Origin of the sequence: Pseudoalteromonas sp. S4492 (assembly GCF_005886115.1) — a bacterium.
GTDB classification, from domain to species: Bacteria; Pseudomonadota; Gammaproteobacteria; order Enterobacterales; family Alteromonadaceae; genus Pseudoalteromonas; species Pseudoalteromonas gelatinilytica.
Genome location: NZ_PNCP01000004.1, coordinates 46,805 through 65,532 on the forward strand (window position 1 = coordinate 46,805; position 18,728 = coordinate 65,532).

Annotated in this window: 17 protein-coding genes; 11 read left to right on the forward strand and 6 right to left on the reverse strand. The window is 41.8% G+C overall.

Annotation, left to right across the window (positions count from 1 at the left end; translation table 11 throughout):
- The first annotated feature begins 4 nt into the window (after positions 1-4).
- On the forward strand, positions 5-1,513 hold the full coding sequence (locus tag CWC28_RS00895) for a class I adenylate-forming enzyme family protein (protein ID WP_063706560.1): 1,509 nt from the start codon (positions 5-7) through the stop codon (positions 1,511-1,513).
- A 46-nt stretch (positions 1,514-1,559) separates the two neighbouring features.
- Here CWC28_RS00895 and CWC28_RS00900 read toward each other — a convergent pair whose 3' ends face one another.
- From CWC28_RS00900 to pseB, 5 genes are read right to left on the reverse strand one after another with little or no spacing between them, the layout of a single operon-like run.
- Positions 1,560-2,642 carry an FkbM family methyltransferase gene (locus CWC28_RS00900; protein ID WP_138624587.1) on the reverse strand — a complete coding sequence of 361 codons (1,083 nt, stop codon included), beginning with the start codon at positions 2,640-2,642 and terminating at the stop codon, positions 1,560-1,562.
- Positions 2,643-2,645: 3 nt separating this feature from the next.
- Entirely contained in the window at positions 2,646-3,794 is a 1,149-nt protein-coding gene (locus CWC28_RS00905; RefSeq protein WP_138624588.1) for a Gfo/Idh/MocA family protein, read from the reverse strand.
- A 60-nt stretch (positions 3,795-3,854) separates the two neighbouring features.
- Positions 3,855-4,739: an aldo/keto reductase gene (locus tag CWC28_RS00910; protein ID WP_063706567.1), complete on the reverse strand. Its 885-nt coding sequence runs from the start codon at positions 4,737-4,739 to the stop codon at positions 3,855-3,857.
- Positions 4,736-5,899 carry a UDP-4-amino-4,6-dideoxy-N-acetyl-beta-L-altrosamine transaminase gene (gene pseC / locus CWC28_RS00915; protein WP_138624589.1) on the reverse strand — a complete coding sequence of 388 codons (1,164 nt, stop codon included), beginning with the start codon at positions 5,897-5,899 and terminating at the stop codon, positions 4,736-4,738. The genes CWC28_RS00910 and pseC overlap by 4 nt, the downstream gene beginning before the upstream one ends.
- 9 nt (positions 5,900-5,908) lie before the next feature.
- Complete coding sequence (gene pseB, locus CWC28_RS00920) at positions 5,909-6,910, reverse strand: UDP-N-acetylglucosamine 4,6-dehydratase (inverting) (protein WP_138624643.1); 1,002 nt, start codon at positions 6,908-6,910, stop codon at positions 5,909-5,911.
- Positions 6,911-7,103: 193 nt separating this feature from the next.
- Here pseB and CWC28_RS00925 point away from each other — a divergent pair, with 193 nt between their 5' ends.
- Positions 7,104-7,889: a flagellin N-terminal helical domain-containing protein gene (locus CWC28_RS00925; protein WP_138624590.1), complete on the forward strand. Its 786-nt coding sequence runs from the start codon at positions 7,104-7,106 to the stop codon at positions 7,887-7,889.
- Positions 7,890-8,031: 142 nt separating this feature from the next.
- Positions 8,032-9,471 carry a sigma-54 dependent transcriptional regulator gene (locus tag CWC28_RS00930; protein WP_063706573.1) on the forward strand — a complete coding sequence of 480 codons (1,440 nt, stop codon included), beginning with the start codon at positions 8,032-8,034 and terminating at the stop codon, positions 9,469-9,471.
- 28 nt (positions 9,472-9,499) lie between these two features.
- Here CWC28_RS00930 and CWC28_RS00935 read toward each other — a convergent pair whose 3' ends face one another.
- Entirely contained in the window at positions 9,500-10,090 is a 591-nt protein-coding gene (locus CWC28_RS00935) for a DNA-3-methyladenine glycosylase I (RefSeq protein ID WP_063706575.1), read from the reverse strand.
- 128 nt (positions 10,091-10,218) lie between these two features.
- On the opposite strand from CWC28_RS00935, the gene CWC28_RS00940 reads away from it, so the two are divergent.
- The 8 genes from CWC28_RS00940 to fliJ all read left to right on the forward strand — a co-directional run bounded on the left by CWC28_RS00940 (position 10,219) and on the right by fliJ (position 18,632).
- Entirely contained in the window at positions 10,219-11,331 is a 1,113-nt protein-coding gene (locus CWC28_RS00940) for a sensor histidine kinase (protein WP_138624591.1), read from the forward strand.
- Entirely contained in the window at positions 11,328-12,731 is a 1,404-nt protein-coding gene (locus CWC28_RS00945; RefSeq protein WP_063706579.1) for a sigma-54-dependent transcriptional regulator, read from the forward strand. The genes CWC28_RS00940 and CWC28_RS00945 overlap by 4 nt, the downstream gene beginning before the upstream one ends.
- A 170-nt stretch (positions 12,732-12,901) precedes the next feature.
- Positions 12,902-13,234, forward strand: a complete 333-nt coding sequence (fliE, locus tag CWC28_RS00950; RefSeq protein ID WP_063706581.1) for a flagellar hook-basal body complex protein FliE — start codon at positions 12,902-12,904, stop codon at positions 13,232-13,234.
- A gap of 20 nt (positions 13,235-13,254) precedes the next feature.
- Positions 13,255-14,970, forward strand: a complete 1,716-nt coding sequence (fliF, locus tag CWC28_RS00955) for a flagellar basal-body MS-ring/collar protein FliF (protein WP_063706583.1) — start codon at positions 13,255-13,257, stop codon at positions 14,968-14,970.
- Positions 14,963-16,003 carry a flagellar motor switch protein FliG gene (fliG, locus tag CWC28_RS00960; protein ID WP_063706585.1) on the forward strand — a complete coding sequence of 347 codons (1,041 nt, stop codon included), beginning with the start codon at positions 14,963-14,965 and terminating at the stop codon, positions 16,001-16,003. The genes fliF and fliG overlap by 8 nt, the downstream gene beginning before the upstream one ends.
- Positions 16,004-16,006: 3 nt before the next feature.
- Entirely contained in the window at positions 16,007-16,825 is an 819-nt protein-coding gene (fliH, locus tag CWC28_RS00965) for a flagellar assembly protein FliH (RefSeq protein ID WP_063706587.1), read from the forward strand.
- Between the two features lie 17 nt (positions 16,826-16,842).
- Positions 16,843-18,177, forward strand: a complete 1,335-nt coding sequence (gene fliI, locus CWC28_RS00970) for a flagellar protein export ATPase FliI (RefSeq protein WP_138624592.1) — start codon at positions 16,843-16,845, stop codon at positions 18,175-18,177.
- On the forward strand, positions 18,177-18,632 hold the full coding sequence (gene fliJ, locus CWC28_RS00975; protein ID WP_063706592.1) for a flagellar export protein FliJ: 456 nt from the start codon (positions 18,177-18,179) through the stop codon (positions 18,630-18,632). Before fliI ends, fliJ begins: the two co-directional genes overlap by 1 nt.
- Positions 18,633-18,728: the final 96 nt, after the last annotated feature.

Genomic DNA, 18,728 nt, shown 5'->3' on the forward strand with positions numbered 1-18,728 from the left:
GTAGGTGGATAAAGGTATTTATGAGTTATTTGCTACGAATGTCGCTAACACTCCCACTAAGGTAGCTGTCGTTTTTCAACAGCAAAGCGTAACGTATGATGAATTAAATCAGCAAGTTATTAAGCTTACTAGCCACTTTTTAAAACAAGGTGTTACGCAAGGCCAACGTGTTGCAATATTTGCACCTAACGGTATTGAATTTATTGTTTCGCTGCTGGCAATCGCTAAATTAGGTTTAGCCGCTGTGCCGTTACCTGTTAGCTTAAAAGGACTTGCTCTGACGGTTGCTCTTAAGAAAACCCCCGTTGCTAAGGTGATTGCTTGGCCGACCATTAGCAAATCACTTCTTGCAGATAACCTTATTGAAGCTGAAAATTTAATAACATTAGGCCAAAGTGTTGCTAATGAAACAAATTGGCTTTGTGTTCAACAAGCTGAAGCAGAATGCTTTTTTACTGATGCAATTGATACGCAAGCACCTTACATCTTGACCATGACTTCTGGTTCTACCGGTCAACCTAAGCCAATAGTGTTGAGCCAAGCTTGTAAAGTAAATAGAGCATTTGATGCGACCATAAACTACTACGGATTAACGTCCGATGACGTTATTCTCGTAGCGACTCCTATGTACCACTCGCTAGCTCAGCGTGGTGTGCTCATGCCGTTGATGCTTGGTGCAACAACGGTTGTATTACCAAAGTTTAATTTGAAGCTATGGCTACAAGCAATTGAACTGCACCAAGTGAGTTTTCTATTTGCCGTTTCATCTCAATTAGTAAGCTTAATTCAAAACGGTGTTGAAGGGCATGACTTGAGCTCTTTACGTTGCCTAGTATCCTCTTCGGCGGTATTAGATAAAGAGAGTAAACAAAGCTTACTTTCTTTGCTTAGTTGCCGTTTACACGAGTGTTACGGAGCTTCAGAGGTTGGTGTTGTGACTGATTTCGCGGTATCAGAACACCCTGAATTGAGCGGCAGTGTAGGTAATGCTTTACCATTTGTGACTGTGAAAATTACCGATGAGCATGGCCAAGAATTAGCTGCAACAGAAGTTGGAGAAATTTGTTGTAAAACAACAACCGGGTTTAGTGGGTATCATAAATTACCGGAAAAAACGCGAGAAGCTTATTATCTTGGTGATTTTTTCAAAACCGGAGATTTAGGTTACCTCGATGAGCAAGGCTATTTATATTATGTCGGCCGTAAAAAAGAGTTGATCTCAAGTGGGGGGATCAATGTATACCCTCAAGATATTGAAGCCGTGATAAAAATGCATCCAGACATTGAAGATTGCGTGGCTTTTTCAATTCCAGACTCTCAGTTTGGTGAGGTAATAAAAGTTGTTTATACGACGCTTTCGGCGTCAGTAAATGAAACAGAATTAAAGAAACTGTGTTTACAGCAATTAACCGATTATCAACAGCCTAGAGTGTTAGAGCAAATTGATAGTTTTGAAAGAAGTAGTTTAGGCAAAATTCTTCGTCAGTTGGTCAAAGAAAAGTATTCGCAATAGCCATAAGTTGGCAAAGCAGCCTATGAAGGCTGCTTTATAAAGTTTTTTATTTTGGAATTGCGTACAGTATTATCTCTAGACCGAAATCGCCATGACAATGAAGTTTGTACTCATAATTAGGGTTATAGCTTTCAATTTGCTGAGCTATTTGCCAAAGATGAGCAGGCTCATGATAGACGGAAATAGCGAGTAGCGGGGATTGGTGCGTTATAATTTCTTTTGCGCCCTTCAATGCATGTGGCTCTGCGCCCTCGATATCCATTTTAATGAAATTAACCGCAGAGGCTATGCTGGTATCATCTAACGCTATAACAGGCAGAAGTAAATTGTTGTCTGTGATTTGCTGTGAGTCAGCAAACTTGCCTTGTGAAAGGTCTGCACTGAAGCTCAATATTGTATTTTCTTCCCATACACCACATGGAAATAAATAAGTCTTAATACCTTGAGAGACTAATTCTTTCGCTGTTTTGTTTAATAAGTGGAAGTTCTTTGGATCAGGTTCAAAACACTGCATTGTGTTTAACTGTATATCTGCTTCTTTTAATACTTGTGCTGCACTTGCAAGTGTATCGCCGATATATGAACCGCAATCAATAAAGTTAATCCCTTTTTTCCAAAGAGGAAGTTTCAGTAACCAAGGTGGAAAGTATTGGGTTTGCCAGTCGTTTTCAACATAGCTTTCACTAGAGGGTGAGCTACGAAATGCGATGATATCATCAAGACACTTTTTGCTCTCATCATCGCTTAGTCTTTCTTTAAGCCAAGTTAACTGTTCTTTGTCGTTCTGTGTGCTAGAGATTAGTTTTGCTCGGTAATCCTTTGAAATAAAACGTTCTAAAACATATGGGTAGCTATTAATGATTTCATTCATGTTTAGGCATTCTTGAACACCCACTCCAATTAGATCCTGCTTAATAGCTTCACTTGTACAAGATACCGATACAAGCATGGTTACATTTTTATTGGCAATATTGTCAGGTTTGTAAATTGGACAGCCTTGGTACTCAGTTTCTTGCGTGTATAAATCGACAAAAAATTCTATTTTAATTCCATGTTCTGAAAGTGCATGATAGATTTTTTGCCCATTACCACCGGCGCCATAGATTGCTATAGGAAGGTTATTCATCATAATTTAATTACCTCTTTTAAGCTTTATCCACTGCGCTGACTCGACTGATTCTTGCGCTGCTTTAAATAAGTTCAAGCCGTCTTTTGCTTGCTCTAAGCCAAATACATAGTCATTTTTTTTGTCTGTACCAGCTAAGTAACAGCAAAGTTCTTCGTAAATATCTGTATATAAATTAGAAAAGGCTTCAACAAATCCTGTTGGGTGACCTGGCTTCATTCGGTTATATCTAAATTGGTTAGCATACTCACACTGTCCGGCTCTATCTAAGATTTCTCTGCGACCGTCATTGTAGTTTAACTCTAATTCATCAGGGTTTAGTTGGAACCAACGCGCGCTTCCTTTATCACCGTATATTCTGATTTGAAGTCCATTGCGGTGGCCAATAGCCGTTTTTGACATCCACATACTACCCTTTATGTTTCTTGGGTAGTTCAGCAACATATTTACATCATCAATTAAATTTGGGTATTGAGAATGGTTAGTAAACTGTGCGATTGTTTCCGTTGGCTCCATTTCAAGTAAGTATGTTGATAAGTGGTGTAAATGCACCCCTAAATCCAAGCAAATGGTTGGCACTTCAAAATCTTTTAATCGCCACGCTTGTGGCATCGATGGTTTACCTGCAATATCTGGCGGCCTTCTGAATCCCTCTTGTGGCATTTCAAGGTGAATTTTTTGGATAGTGCCAAGTGCACCTTGCTTTACTAGGTGTTTCAACTCTCTGACCATCGCATAGCCACTGTAGTTGTATGTAACAGCTAGAAAGTGTTTATTTTTATCGTAGCAGGCTTCAATTTCAGCGACTTCAGCAGGGCCGGTAACAAGTGCTTTTTCGCAAATAATCGGTAAATTCGCCTTTAGAAGCGTGGTTATTACCTCAATATGATGGGGGGTTGGTGTCAGTATAACAAATGCATCAACATGGTTTTTCTCTTGCTCTATAAGCTCTTGCCAATCGTTGTATAAATGCTTTTCTGAAACTCCCCATCTCTGCGCTGTTGCACTATTTTCATCGGGGTTTCTTGAAAAGGCACCTGCAACTACTGCAAACTTGTTATCGAGTTGACTTGCGGCGAAGTGAACATAGCCTACAGCTGAGTTATTGCCACCGCCAATAAAGGCAAGTTTTAATTGTTTATTATTGTCATTCATATATATCTGCCTTTTTTGATCATAGCCATTTATCGGCAATCAATCATTTTTCTAAACTATTTATAGTTGCCAATTTGCTGGATTGGTGAGTCTTGGATCATTAACCGTCATTTCTTTGAGCACGTCGTGAGAGATTTTGATGCTGCTTTGATAGGCCTCTAAAATTTGCTCTAACTCGGACTCTGAGTTCACACCGACAACTATTTTATCTATTTCATCTTCTTTTAAAGCATATGCAAGGCTGAGTGTTAGTGCCGATACACCAAGATGCAGCGCTAACTGATGAAATGATTCTAAATTTTGCTTCCAAGGTTTAAAGTAACTAGCTAACTCATTGATGGGCATTAATAACAAGCCTTGTAAAAAACAAGATCTAGCGTGCACTTGAGTGTTGTTTTTACTTAGTAATGAAAGAGCGCCAGTGTCTTTAAAGTAGGTATCAAATGCATTGTAAGGTATTTGCACAAGGTTAATTTCGCTCAACTGTGTGAAGCTATCCACCTCTGCACCTGAATACAAAGAAACCCCTTTACTCGCTAATTGATTTTCTAATTGTCGTTGTTTTAAACACGCTAAAACGGGCGCTACACCTTGTTTCTCAATGTCGCTTGCTTGGTGAAATAGGATTGCATTTAGTTTTTGAGTTTTAAAATCTGAAAAACATTGCTCAATTAATGCAATGTAATTATCTGCATCCTGATTAGAAAATTGCTCTTTTTGTAGAGGAGGTAACTTAGTAACTATGTTAAAGCGGTCATTAATCGAAGGATAGGATGCCAACACTTGGTGACTCTCGCCGTAACCAAGTGCGGTATCTAATGTTGTAATGCCTGCGTCTTTTGCAATATCTAAAATGGCATGAGCCTTGGCAATGCTTGGTTGACCAAGCTTATTACTGACACCGTAATTCAAGCCAAATTGCACTGTACCTAGAGCAAGCTTCATACTAAACCAATCAATGTATCGATAACTAATTGCTGCTCATCTGCTGTCATAGTTGGGTGCAGAGGAATAGTAACAGCCTGTTTATAGTAGCTTTCTGCATTAGGGAAATCACCGTCCGAAAAGCCTAAAGCTTGATAATAAGGCTGTAAATGGATCGGTATATAATGCAAGTGAGCAATAATTCCTTGCTCGCGCATGCCTGTGATGACCGACTTATGTTTTTCTACATCACACTGTGTTAAACGAACAATATATAAATGGTAGCTAGAGTAACACTCATCCGATTGTGTCAAATGAGCTACCGTTGAATTTGCAAACGCATGGTTATATGTTGTTGCAATGTCGTTTCGCACTGATACAAAGTTGTCTAGCTGCTTTAATTGACTCAGTCCTAAAGCGGCTTGCATATCCGTCATTCTATAATTAAAACCAAGCGCTAGCTGTTGATAATACCAAGGGCCGTGACTTGGCTCGGTCATTTCTTCAGAAATATTAGTAATACCATGGCTTCGCAAGCGGCTCATTTTTTTGTTGAGCTCAGCGCAGTTGGTAACTGCCATACCCCCTTCAGCAGATGTGATTATCTTGACTGGATGAAAGCTAAACACAGTAATATCTGAATAAACACAGCTGCCAACTGGCTTGTCTTTATACTTTGCGCCAATAGCATGCGAGGCATCTTCAATAACCTTAAAACCATACTCTTTGGCAAGTGCATTGATTGCAGCCATATTGCATGACTGACCAGCTAAATGAACAGGGATCACGACTTTAGGGAGTCGCTGGTTTTGTTTGGCTAATGTTAGTTTTTCTTTAAGTGCTGCAACAGACATGTTGCCTGTTTCAAGGTCGATATCAACAAAGTCGATGTCTGCGCCACAATACAGGGCGCAGTTACTCGATGCGACAAAGGAGATTGGCGACGTCCATACAATGTCACCTTTACCTACGCCTAAAGCAAGGCAAGCAATATGTAACGCTGAAGTCGCACTGTTAGTGGCACAGGCATAGTGGGCACCACAATATTCTGCAATGGCACTTTCAAATGCAGGAACCGCAGGTCCCTGCGTTAGCCAGTCAGACTTTAATACATCAATTACGGCATTGATGTCATCCTGTGAAATACTTTGTTTGCCGTAAGGAATTACCTTATTCGTCATAATGAAGTATTACAGTAACGCTTGGACGTTGAAGTTTTTAATCTGTTCAATGCTCATATAATTTGGATTATCGAGTGAGTTATACTCGAAACCTTGAGCAACTTGCTCGCCTTTTTCACCCAGTGCATTCACAGTAAAATCATTGCTACGACTACTGAATTTTATGCCCGGAGCGATAACAAAATGATCGCTATATTCGTACGTTTCAAAGCATAAGTCGGCAGGACACATAACTTCGTGTAACTTTTCACCTGGGCGAATACCAATTATTTTAATTGGTAAGTCAGGCGCCATGGCTTTGGCAAGATCAGTGATGCGAATTGAAGGGATCTTCGGCACGAAAATCTCACCACCTAACATACGCTCAAAGTTAGTTAGAACAAAATCAACACCTTGTTGCAGGCTAATCCAGAAGCGAGTCATTTCTTCATGAGTAATTGGTATATGGTCGCGGCCTTGGTCGATAAACTTTTGGAAAATAGGCACAACAGAGCCACGCGAACACACTACGTTACCGTATCTTACGACAGCAAAGGTTGTTTTATGACCGCCAGCAATATTGTTCGCAGCAACAAATAATTTGTCTGATGCAAGTTTAGTCGCACCATATAAATTGATTGGGTTCGCGGCTTTATCAGTTGACAGTGCAATGACTTTTTCTACGTTATTATCAAGGGCAGCATCAATGACGTTTTCAGCACCATTAATATTGGTTTTGATACATTCCATTGGGTTGTATTCAGCGGCAGGTACCTGTTTTAATGCTGCTGCGTGAATCACATAGTTAACGCCACGCATAGCTCGACGAAGTCTTTCTTTATCACGAACATCGCCAATGAAGTATCGCATACACGGTTGGTCAAACTCTTGCTGCATTTCAAACTGTTTTAGTTCGTCCCGTGAGAAGATAATAATCTTCTTAGGTTTATAACGTTCTAGTAGCGTTTTGACGTATTTTTTACCGAATGAACCGGTACCACCGGTAATTAAAATTGTTTTATTGTCGAACATAGCGTTACCCGAGTTATTTTTCATTGGCGTTTGATACGCAAAGTGAGAATTTTGACACAATTCTCAGTAATTTAACTATTAACTAATACACTAGCAAGTCAGATGCCAAGTTAATTTATCTAAACCATGGTACAAAGTACAAAATTTGGCAAATTAAGCTATAATTTAAGCAATCGGTTTGTCGGAGGCCGCCATGAAAATTCAATCACCCAATACTGGGTTTTTAAACCAAACTCAGCAAACGAGTAATAAGCTTGCTGAGCAACTAGCGTCAGGAAAAAAAGTAAACTCAGCGGCAGATGATGCCGCTGCATTGCAAATTATTGATAGATTAACATCGCAACAAGATGGCTACAGCCAAGCAATTAACAATGCGTACGATGGCATTTCTTACTCGCAAGTAACAGAGTCAAATCTATCTGGTGTGAATGATGCTGTTTCTCGCATACGAGAGCTGTCTATTCAAGCGGGTAATGGTGCGCTCACAGACAGTGATAGGGCAGCACTTCAAGAAGAAGTGTCGCAATTACAAACGCAAATTTCAGAAACGTTTGAAAATGCGACATTCGGTGGTAAACCTTTATTTGATGGTGAGCAAGTGTCGTTTCAATTTGGTCCTGATGCCAACACCACACAATCAGTGACGCCATCTGATGGTAGTATTGCTTCAGTTATTGCGGGAATCGATATTTCAACCCAAGCAGGTGCTCAAGCTGCCATTGATATTAGCGACCAAGCAGCAGAGGAAATTAACACCCAAAGAGCTGAGCTAGGCGCTTTTCAAAACACCTTGACGAGTACGATAAAAGGTTTAGGTAACCAGCGAGAGAACATTGCTGCGAGCCAAAGCCGAATAGAAGATACTGACTATGCAAAAGCCGTGTCTGATCAAGTAGCTAATGATATTTTATCGCAAGCATCGGTTGCCTTACGTGGTCAGGCTAATCGTTCAGCCGAGTCTATATTAGGTTTACTTTAATTCTTTAGTATTAAATTTTAGTGCTAAGTGACTATTTTTTGGCGTTGATGTCAATAAATTGCCGCTTAGCGCTTGCATCCCTCCTAAACTCGCTTACAATTTAGAAATTAACTAACCTCGTGGTAACTGTGGTTCGCCAATAATGATCTTAATTTTAGACAATAATAATAATCGTGCGATAGGTTTACATGCAGCACTTACCTTCATTGGTGAAACTGCACAATTAGTTGATGAGACTTCATTACAGTCTTTTTGTGAAAAACATCAACAGCAAGAATGCATGGTCATTCTTGGTGCTTTACAGCAGCTAAACCACGAGGCTGTGATCAAACAGTTTCCTGCCATTCCGTTTTTATTAATTGGTGAAACACTCAAACCGCTGCTAAGCATTGCTAATGTAGTTGGTTTAATTTGTGAACCGTTTAACCATGATGTAACTACTCAGCTATTGCATGATTGTCAGCAATATCAACGCATGCTACCGGGTGACCATAAACAAGCGAAATCTAACAAATCATTTGATGGTTTAGTCGGTGAAACCGAAGCTGTAAAAGATGTGCGCTTTTTAATTGAGCAAGTAGCAAAAACCGATGCCAATGTGCTGATCTTAGGTGAGTCAGGCACAGGTAAAGAAGTTGTTGCACGCAACGTTCATTTACTCTCTAAACGCAATACAGGGCCATTTGTGCCGGTAAACTGTGGTGCTATTCCTGGTGAACTACTTGAAAGTGAGCTGTTCGGCCATGAAAAGGGGGCCTTTACGGGCGCTATTTCTGCACGCAAAGGGCGCTTTGAATTAGCGCAAGGCGGCACGCTGTTTCTAGATGAAATAGGTGATATGCCTTTGCAAATGCAGGTTAAACTACTACGTGTGTTGCAAGAGCGTAGCTATGAGCGAGTAGGGGGTACTAAGCCTATTCAAGCTGATGTACGCATTATTGCTGCAACTCACCGCAACCTTGAAGAGATGATTGAAAAGGGCGACTTCCGTGAAGACCTTTTTTATCGCTTAAACGTGTTTCCAATTGAAAACCCTTCGCTAAGTGAGCGTGCTGACGACATTCCTCTGCTTTTAAAAGAGTTAATGCGTCGTGTGAACGAGCAAAGTGGCACAACGGCCAAATTTACTGAGCGTGCGATTCAAAGCTTAAAAGAGCATGCGTGGCCGGGGAATATTCGTGAGCTTGCTAACTTAGTTGAGCGCATGGTGATCATGTTCCCTGATAAAGTAGTTGATGTGCCAGATTTACCAGCTAAATATCGTTATATCGAAGTTGAGGCTTATGAGCCTGAGTACCCTGAAGAGTTGATGGAGCGAGATGCTTTCAACGATATTTTCAGTACCGGCTTTAGTGATTACGATGAGGAAGAGCTTGATACCCCAGCTACAACGGTAGACTCGGGTTTATTACCTGATGAAGGGATTGAGCTGAAAGAGTATCTTGCTGAGCTTGAAATCAGCTTAATCAGCCAAGCATTAGAGCGCTACGATTATGTTGTTGCACGTGCTGCAGAAATTTTAGGTGTGAGGCGCACCACACTGGTCGAAAAAATGAAGAAATACAACCTAACGCGCGACTAGCCGCGTTAGGTGTCTTGCTCGGTTTTATCTATTCGTATTCACTGATTATCTCAGCTTTTCTAAAGCAATCATTGCTATGGTCATTGACCATACCGCAGGCTTGCATATGCGCATACACAGTCGTTGGGCCTAAAAATTTAAAGCCACGCTTTTTTAAATCTTTGGCAAATGCTGTTGAGGCTTCAGTAATAGCCGGATAGTCTGCTAATTTATCAAGGTCGTTTACCAGTGGCTTGCCACCCACAAACTGCCATTGGTAGTTTGAGAAACTGCCAAACTCCTTTTGAATTTCAATAAAACGCTGCGCGTTATTGATAGTGGCAGCGATTTTAGCGCGATTACGAATAATGCCTTCAAACTGCATTAACCGTTCGACGTCGTCTTCGGTCATTTTGGCAACTTCTTCAACAACAAAGTTTTTAAAGGCACTGCGATAGCCATCACGCTTTTTAAGTATGGTATACCAACTCAGTCCCGCTTGTGCTGACTCTAAGGTTATAAACTCAAATAAGCGGTGATCATCATATAATGGCACCCCCCATTCTTGGTCATGATAGGCCACATAATCTTCTTTGCTGGTATCGAGCCATGGGCAACGACAATGGTGTTCTTTTTGCATTATTCCCTCGCGATTGTCATTTTTTTGTCAGTGTTGTTTTTGTTTTTAATCTATTGAAATAAAACAAAAATAAATTTGGTACGGATTGTGCATTTGACTAGGTAGACACGATTTTTTGAGTATCGATTATGGCCTTAGCAAATGTCCTAAAACCACAATTTATCATAGCCAAACAATATAACCCATGCTTACAGCAAGAAGAGTATGTGGGTGAATTGAGTGAGCTGCGCCAACAAGCCAGTTGGTTAGGCCACTTGGTTGATACCATGCCTGCGGGTGTGGTGGTTTTAGATGGCCGAGGCATGATCGCAAAAGCCAATCAAATTGCCATTGATATGCTAGGTGAGCCGCTTGAAGGTGAAAAGTGGTTTAGCGTTATTCAACGTTCATTTCGACCAAAGCAAGACGATGGACATGAAGTATCACTTAAAGATGGTCGATTAATTAAGCTTGATATTACTGCGCTTGCTCCAGAGCCTGGGCAGTTAATTCTAATGACAGATTTAACTGAAACCAGACGCTTACAAAAGCGAGTTGCACATATGCAGCGCTTAAGTGCGCTTGGCAAAATGGTTGCTTCGCTTGCTCATCAGGTCAGAACACCGTTATCAGCTGCCATGCTTTATGCCGCAAATTTAGGCTCAAAGCGATTGCCAGAAAGCTCGCGTGGTAACTTTCATACAAAATTAATGTCGCGTTTAAAAGATTTAGAAACCCAAGTGAACGATATGCTGTTATTTGCCAAAAGTGGTGAGCAACAAGTAGTCGAAAGCGTTTCAATGCAACAGTTACTTAATGAAGTAAAAGCCGGTGCTGATGCGATGGTTGCGCAAAATAACAGTGAACTAAGCGTGAACTTACCAGAGCCAGATATTGAAATTATGGGTAATAAAACAGCTCTGGCAAGTGCTATTCAAAACCTGATCCACAACAGTATTCAAATTATTGGCTCTGAGGCTGTGGTAACCCTGAGTGCTGAACGTGACGAAACTAGCGAAAACTGTGTTCGCATTAGTGTCAGTGATAATGGCCCAGGTGTTGATTTACGCCATGCCAACAAATTATTCGAACCTTTTTATACTACCAAAAGCCAAGGCACGGGGCTTGGACTTGCTGTTGTAAGTTCAGTCGCCAATGCGCACCAAGGACGGGTTGAAGTAACTAATAATGCTCATGGGGGAGCATGTTTTAGTTTGATCTTGCCAATTAGTGCAGAACCAATGTCAGCGGAGGCAAAATGAATACTAACTCTATTTTAGTCGTTGAAGACGACGCAGGCTTACGAGAAGCACTGATCGATACCCTTGAAATGTCGGGTATTGATTGCGTTGCTGCAGATAGCGCTGAACAAGCGATGATCTTACTTAAGCAAAATAGCTATTCATTGGTTGTTAGCGACGTGCAAATGGGCGCAATGAGCGGCCTTGACCTGTTACGAAGCATTAAACTTAATTATCCTGAGCTGCCAGTATTAATGATGACAGCCTATGCCACCATTGATGATGCTGTAGAGGCAATGCGTTTAGGCGCGATTGATTACATGGCAAAACCGTTTGCCCCAGAAGTGCTTCTTAACATGGTGAGTCGTTATTTGCCTGAAAAGGAAAAAGAAACCGATGGCCCAATTGTTGCCGATCCATCGAGCATTAAGTTATTAGAACTTGCCAGTAAAGTAGCGCGCTCAGATGCCAGTGTTATGGTGCTTGGCCCAAGTGGGTCAGGTAAAGAAGTGTTGGCTCGTTTTATCCACGATAAATCAAACCGTAGCGATGCCCCCTTTGTGGCTATTAACTGTGCTGCTATTCCTGAAAATATGCTTGAAGCAACTTTATTCGGTTACGAAAAAGGGGCGTTTACTGGCGCTATTCAAGCCTGTCCTGGTAAATTTGAGCAAGCTCAAGGTGGTACCATCTTACTTGATGAAATTACGGAGATGGATTTAGGCTTACAAGCTAAATTACTGCGTGTACTGCAAGAGCGCGAAGTAGAACGTTTAGGTGGCCGTAAAACCATAGAGCTTGATGTACGCGTACTGGCTACAAGTAACCGCGACTTAAAAGAAGCGGTGAGCGAGAATCTGTTCAGAGAAGATTTATATTATCGCTTAAATGTGTTCCCGCTAATGTGGAAACCATTAGCAGAGCGTCCGGGTGATATTATTGTATTGGCCGAGCATTTAATTGAGCGCCATTGCCTGAAAAGTAAAGAGCCTATTGCGCTATTAACCGAAGGAGCTAAGCAAAAGCTGCTAGCGCATGCTTGGCCGGGTAATGTGCGCGAGCTTGATAATGTTATTCAACGTGCGTTGATATTATGTGATGGTAACAGTATTCATCAAGATGATGTCTTTATTGAAGAATTACTCACGGTGGATATAAAACCAGTCGCTACGCCACCACACAATGCACCGGCTTATCAAGAACAGCCTGTTGACGTTAATCTAGATACTGTGCCACAAATGAGTGAGCAGGGTAACTACAAAGACGAGCTTAAAGACAAAGAGCATCGTATTATTTTAGAAACCTTAGCGCGCTGTAATGGTAAGCGTAAAGAGGTTGCAGAAACCTTAGGTATTAGTCCGCGCACGTTACGTTATAAATTGGCGCAAATGCGTGACTTGGGTATTGCCTTACCTGCATAAACTCCCACCAAAAAGTTAGTTTAGCAAGCTCACATTTTTGTGAGCTTGTTTGCTGTCAAAACTCTGACAAACAAAATAAACACGTTAAATTATTGATATATATTGATTTATTTTGTGGCATGATTTGTGCTTTGTCAGTGCATAAGTAAACTGCATTGTCAGAGAGTATTATGAAAGTTCAAAACAGCGCATTATTTCAAGAAATGCAATCTATGGCCTTAGAAGCAGGTCGTAGTAACTCAATTAATAATTTACCAACACAAACTCAGCCAACATCATCGGCACAGTTTGGTGATTTACTTACCAATGCACTTGATACAGTGAATGGCTTACAACAAGAAGCAAAACAAAAAGTAACGGCAATGGAAATGGGCGACCGCAGTGTTTCTCTTGCTGACGTTATGATTGCTTCGCAAAAGTCATCAGTCGCTTTTGAAGCAACGGTACAGGTTCGAAATAAGCTTGTTGAAGCTTATAAAGAAATCATGAACATGCCTGTTTAACTAGGTAGTGGAGAATTATTGTGGCGCAATCTAATCAATCAACTGATCTAGCCTTAGCCGGCGGTGGTATCGATTCAAACGATACCGATGATCATCAAGAGCAAAAGTCAGGCTACTTAAGTGCCTTAAACGGTGTAGACGTTTTACGCCAGGTTACTTTAGTGATTGCTTTGGCAATCTGTTTGGCTATCGCAATTTTTATTATTATTTGGGCTCGTCAGCCAGATATGCGTCCGCTTGGTAAAATGCCAACGGAAGAGCTTATTCAAACGCTGGACTTTTTAGACGCTCAAAAGATTGATTACGAACTTGATGGTAATGTCATCTCTGTTGAAGAAGGTGAATACCAAAACATTAAATTATTGATGGCTCGTGAAGGCCTTGAGCAAGCGCCAAGCTCAGGTACTGACATCATCATGCAAGATATGGGTTTTGGTGTAAGCCAACGCCTTGAACGTGAACGTTTAAAACATGGTCGTGAGCAACAGCTTGCGCGTACCATCGAAGAGCTAAAAAATGTTACTCGCGCCAAAGTACTTTTAGCTATTCCAAAAGAAAACGTCTTTGCTCGCCGTGAAAAGCAACCTTCAGCAACTGTTGTATTGACCTTAAAACGTGGTCGTACACTTGATGGTGAAGAAATTGACTCAGTGGTTGATATTGTTGCATCAGCGGTGCAAGGCCTATCGCCAGAGCGCGTTACTGTGACTGATCAAAATGGTCGCTTACTTAACTCAGGTTCACAAAATTCACTTGCTGCTCGCTCTCGCAAAGAATATGAAATTGAGCGTAAACGTGAAGAAGAATACTTAAATAAAATCGACAGCATCCTTATTCCTGTTGTGGGCTTAGGTAACTATACAGCGCAAGTTGATTTAAATATGGATTTTAGCGCCGTAGAAGAAACACAAAAACGTTATAACCCAGACCTACCTGCTGTGCGCAGTGAAACGACATTCGAAGAAAATAACATTGGTGGTCTTGCTGTGGGTATTCCAGGAGCACTCACAAATCAGCCGCCAGTAAATTCTAATATTCCTGAAATTGCAGGCCAAGGCAGTGCGGGTTCAGCAACAAATCCTAGTCGTTCGCATAAAGAAGCAACACGCAACTACGAGCTAGATACAACAATCTCACATAAACGTCAGCAAACAGGGGTTATTCGTCGCATCAGTGTGTCAGTTGCCGTTGATTATGTACCACAAGTAGGTGAAAACGGTGAAACGACCATGGTTCCTCGCTCTGTTGAAGCATTGTCAAATATCCGTCGTTTACTACAAGGTGGTGTAGGCTTTGACATGCAACGTGGTGATGCACTTGAAGTTGTCACAGTGCCATTTGTTCGCGAAGACACAGAAATGGCAGCCGAAGTGCCGCTTTGGGAACAAGATTGGTTCATGAAGATGCTACGCTTAGCATTAGGTGCACTGGTTATCATCGTACTGATTGTATTCGTAGTAAGACCAATGCTGAAACGTCTAATCTACCCAGACGATACACTTGAAGATTATGATGAAGATGCATTAAGTGCAGGTGTAGATATTGGTGATAGTACGCTAGATATGCTAAATAAAGAATTTGACTCTGCTGCTGTAGGATTCTCAAGTGATGGTACACTACAGCTGCCAGACTTACATGGCGATGAAGATTTACTCAAAGCAGTTCGAGCATTGGTTGCAAATGAACCAGAACTGTCTTCTCAAGTAGTGAAAGCGTGGTTAACAGAAGATGACTGATCAAGAACAAAAACAACTACCACCGGCGTTTGATGTTGATAAATTAGACGGTGTTGATAAGGCGGCAATCTTATTGCTGAGCTTATCAGAAGAAGATGCTGCGCAAATCCTTAAACACTTAGAGCCAAAGCAAGTGCAAAAAGTGGGTATGGCAATGGCTGCGCTAGATGATTTATCGCAAGCGAAAATTAGCGCAGTACATAATTTGTTTATTGAGCAAATTCAAAGCTTCAGTACCATTGGTTTCCAATCTGAAGACTTTATCAAAAAAGCGCTTACTGCAGCTCTTGGTGAAGATAAGGCTGCCAGCCTTATCGACCAAATTGTTATGGGTTCAGGAGCGAAAGGTCTTGATTCATTGAAGTGGATGGACTCAAAACAAGTAGCGAATATTATTCGTAATGAGCACCCGCAGATTCAAACCATTGTTTTATCCTATTTAGAACCTGAGCAATCAGCTGAAATCTTGTCGCAATTCCCAGAAAAAGTGCGCTTAGATTTAACCATGCGTATTGCTAACCTTGAAGAAGTTCAACCTGCAGCATTGCAAGAGCTGAACGAAATCATGGAGAAACAGTTCGCAGGCCAAGCAGGTGCGCAAGCTGCGAAAATGGGCGGCTTAAAAGCGGCTGCTGATATCATGAACTACCTAGATACCAATATCGAAGGTCAGTTAATGGATTCAATCCGTGAACACGATGAAGAAATGTCGCAGCAAATCCAAGACCTTATGTTTGTATTTGAGAACTTAATGGACGTTGAAGACCGTGGTATTCAAGCGATCCTGCGCGAAGTACAGCAAGATGTACTGATGAAAGCAATCAAAGGTACAGATGAAGCCCTGAAAGAGAAAATCTTGGGTAATATGTCGAAACGTGCCGCAGAGTTACTTGCTGATGATTTAGAGGCGATGGGCCCTGTTCGTATTAGTGAAGTAGAAGCAGCACAAAAAGAAATTCTTTCAACGGCACGTCGTTTAGCTGACTCAGGCGAAATTATGCTTGGTGGCGGTGGTGGTGAGGAGTTCCTGTAAACCATGACTAAGCCTTCGTTTCATACCGGACGTCCTGTGCATGCCAGTGAAGCAGTCGATGAATTACTGGAAAACTGGCCGATTCCTGATGTTGCACAAGATACCCGAAAACTGGCAGGGCGCTCTACAGCGTATGGCACGCCATTAGCTGACCTATACCGCAAAGAGCAGCAAAAACAACAGGTTGAAGAACAGCCTGAAGAGCCTGAGATCCCAGCATTAACCATGGCAGAGCTTGAGCGAATTCGTCAAGATGCCTTTGAAGAAGGGTTAAAGCAAGGCCATGAACAAGGCTACATTGATGGCTTTGAAAAGGGCGCTCATGAAGGTAAAGAAGCGGGCTTTAAAGAAGGCGTTGAACTTGGTAAAGAACAAGGCCAAGAAGAAATCAAGCCAATTTTAGAAGAGCAACTAACCACGTTAAGAAGCTTACTTGATAGCTTATCTCAGCCATTATCAAAAGTTGATGAAAGTGCAGAGAAGCAGTTAGTGCAGTTAGCAGTGATGCTGACAGAGGTCTTAGTTTACCAAGAAATTAAAACCTCCCCAGAGATTATTTTGCATGCATTAAAGCAAGCCATTGACGCATTAGGTGAAGAGCAAGCGAAAGTACGTATTCACTTACATCCTGATGACATCGCTTTAATTACCGAAAGTTATGGCGAACAAACCATTGCAGATAACCATTGGCAGTTAGTGGCTGAGCCAACCTTAGAGCGTGGTGGTTGTGAAATTAAAACCCCGCAATCATCGCTCGATATGACAATAAAAACCCGCGTCAAAGAAACGTTGGAAAACTTTTTGCATAGTAGTGGTATCTAACACTTTTTAGGCTCATCATGAGTGCTCAATCAATGACTCTTAGCGAACGCTTACAGCGCTATGAAAAACATATCAAGGCTCCTAAACCGGCTGTTGCCGGTATTCTGACGCGTGTTGTCGGTTTAACACTGGAAGCAAAAGGTCTTAGAGCGCCCGTTGGCAGTCAATGTAGAATTGAGACGATAAACGGCTTTGTTGATGCTGAAGTTGTGGGGTTTAACGACCAAACACTTTATTTAATGCCAAATGATCACATCTCTGGCGTACTGCCTGGTGCGCGAGTTATCCCAAAAGTAAACGAAACCGGGTTGCCGGTTGGCATGAGCTTACTTGGCCGAGTGGTGGATGGTCTTGGTCGCCCACTTGATGGCTTAGGTGCCATTAATGCTGAGCATCACCTAAAGTTTGCGCAAAACCCAATTAACCCACTAGCAAGACGTCCAATTAGTCAGCCTATGGACGTGGGGGTACGAGCCATCAATTCTGTTATTACCGTAGGTCAAGGCCAGCGTATGGGTCTGTTTGCAGGCTCTGGTGTCGGTAAGTCAGTGTTACTGGGGATGATGACCCGCGGATCTGAAGCGGATGTGATCGTGGTAGGGCTTGTGGGTGAGCGTGGCCGTGAGGTAAAAGAGTTCATTGAAGAAATCCTTGGCGTCGAAGGTCGTAAGCGCTCAGTGGTCGTAGCTGCTCCTGCCGATGCTTCGCCATTAATGCGTTTAAAAGGCTGTGAAAGTGCAGTGACGATTGCGGAATACTTCCGCGATCAAGGCCTTAACGTGTTGTTATTACTTGACTCTGTTACCCGTTATGCCATGGCACAACGTGAAATCGCCTTAGCGGTTGGCGAGCCTCCGGCAACCAAAGGTTACCCGCCTTCAGTATTTGCTAAATTGCCTGCGCTGGTGGAGCGTGCTGGTAATGGTGGTGAAGGGCAAGGTGCCATTACAGCGTTCTTCACTGTACTTAGTGAGGGCGATGATATGCAAGACCCAATCGCTGACTCGGCCCGCGCTATTTTAGATGGTCACATTGTTTTATCTCGAGATTTAGCCGACAGTGGTCATTATCCAGCCATTGATATCGAAAAATCGATTTCTCGTGTTATGCCACAGGTTGTTTCAGAAGCGCATATGCAACAAGCCCGAGTGCTTAAGCAAGTGTATTCAATGTATCAACAGAACAAAGACATGATCACGTTAGGGGCCTATCAAAAAGGCACCGACCCTATGCTCGACCAAGCAATCAATATGATGCCGCGAGTCAATCAATTCCTTCAGCAAGGCATGAAAGACGTTATTAGTTATGATGATGGTCTGCAAGGTCTTGCGCAGTTATTAGGACAAGGCTAATGGCTAAAAGTAAACTTGATTTATTGTTAAAACTTGAGAGCGATAAAGAAGAATCATTACGTATGGATTACTTAAAAGCGCAGCAGCACTTACAAAGTAATCAACAAAAACTGCAAGGGTTGAATAACTTTCGCATGGAGTATTCTCAGCAGTTACATTTGAAAGGGCGTTCTGGTTTGTCTAGTGCCGGGTTTAGTCAATATCATGCGTTTATCGCGAAAATTGAAGAAGCCATACGCCAGCAAGCAAGTACTGTGAATACTGCAAAACAAGTAGTCACTCAGCGAAAAGCCTTGTGGTTAAAACAGCAAGTTAAAGCAAAAGCAGTGGCGAAGTTGATTGAAAAGCAAGCTGAAAAGCAAGCGATGCTGGTGGCGAAAGCAGAGCAAAAAATGTTAGACGAATTTGCTTCAAATCAGTTTTATCAGCGTCAGCTTAAAAACGCACTTCTCTAAAATTCTAACCTTTTTAGGCATGTTAATTGCATTTACTTAATCAGAAGCATTAATTTTGGCACTTGCGGCGGCAAATTGCCTCATTTCTTTAGGTTA

Excerpts from the sequence above, each read along its gene's own strand:
- CWC28_RS00900 (WP_138624587.1), bottom strand. The coding sequence starts at position 2,642 with ATGATGAATAACCTTCCTATAGCAATCTATGGCGCCGGTGGTAATGGG.
- CWC28_RS00905 (WP_138624588.1), bottom strand. The coding sequence starts at position 3,794 with ATGAATGACAATAATAAACAATTAAAACTTGCCTTTATTGGCGGTGGC.
- CWC28_RS00910 (WP_063706567.1), bottom strand. The coding sequence starts at position 4,739 with ATGAAGCTTGCTCTAGGTACAGTGCAATTTGGCTTGAATTACGGTGTC.
- pseC (WP_138624589.1), bottom strand. The coding sequence starts at position 5,899 with ATGACGAATAAGGTAATTCCTTACGGCAAACAAAGTATTTCACAGGAT.
- pseB (WP_138624643.1), bottom strand. The coding sequence starts at position 6,910 with ATGTTCGACAATAAAACAATTTTAATTACCGGTGGTACCGGTTCATTC.
- CWC28_RS00925 (WP_138624590.1), top strand. The coding sequence starts at position 7,104 with ATGAAAATTCAATCACCCAATACTGGGTTTTTAAACCAAACTCAGCAA.
- CWC28_RS00930 (WP_063706573.1), top strand. The coding sequence starts at position 8,032 with ATGATCTTAATTTTAGACAATAATAATAATCGTGCGATAGGTTTACAT.
- CWC28_RS00935 (WP_063706575.1), bottom strand. The coding sequence starts at position 10,090 with ATGCAAAAAGAACACCATTGTCGTTGCCCATGGCTCGATACCAGCAAA.
- CWC28_RS00940 (WP_138624591.1), top strand. The coding sequence starts at position 10,219 with ATGGCCTTAGCAAATGTCCTAAAACCACAATTTATCATAGCCAAACAA.
- CWC28_RS00945 (WP_063706579.1), top strand. The coding sequence starts at position 11,328 with ATGAATACTAACTCTATTTTAGTCGTTGAAGACGACGCAGGCTTACGA.
- fliE (WP_063706581.1), top strand. The coding sequence starts at position 12,902 with ATGAAAGTTCAAAACAGCGCATTATTTCAAGAAATGCAATCTATGGCC.
- fliG (WP_063706585.1), top strand. The coding sequence starts at position 14,963 with ATGACTGATCAAGAACAAAAACAACTACCACCGGCGTTTGATGTTGAT.
- fliH (WP_063706587.1), top strand. The coding sequence starts at position 16,007 with ATGACTAAGCCTTCGTTTCATACCGGACGTCCTGTGCATGCCAGTGAA.
- fliI (WP_138624592.1), top strand. The coding sequence starts at position 16,843 with ATGAGTGCTCAATCAATGACTCTTAGCGAACGCTTACAGCGCTATGAA.
- fliJ (WP_063706592.1), top strand. The coding sequence starts at position 18,177 with ATGGCTAAAAGTAAACTTGATTTATTGTTAAAACTTGAGAGCGATAAA.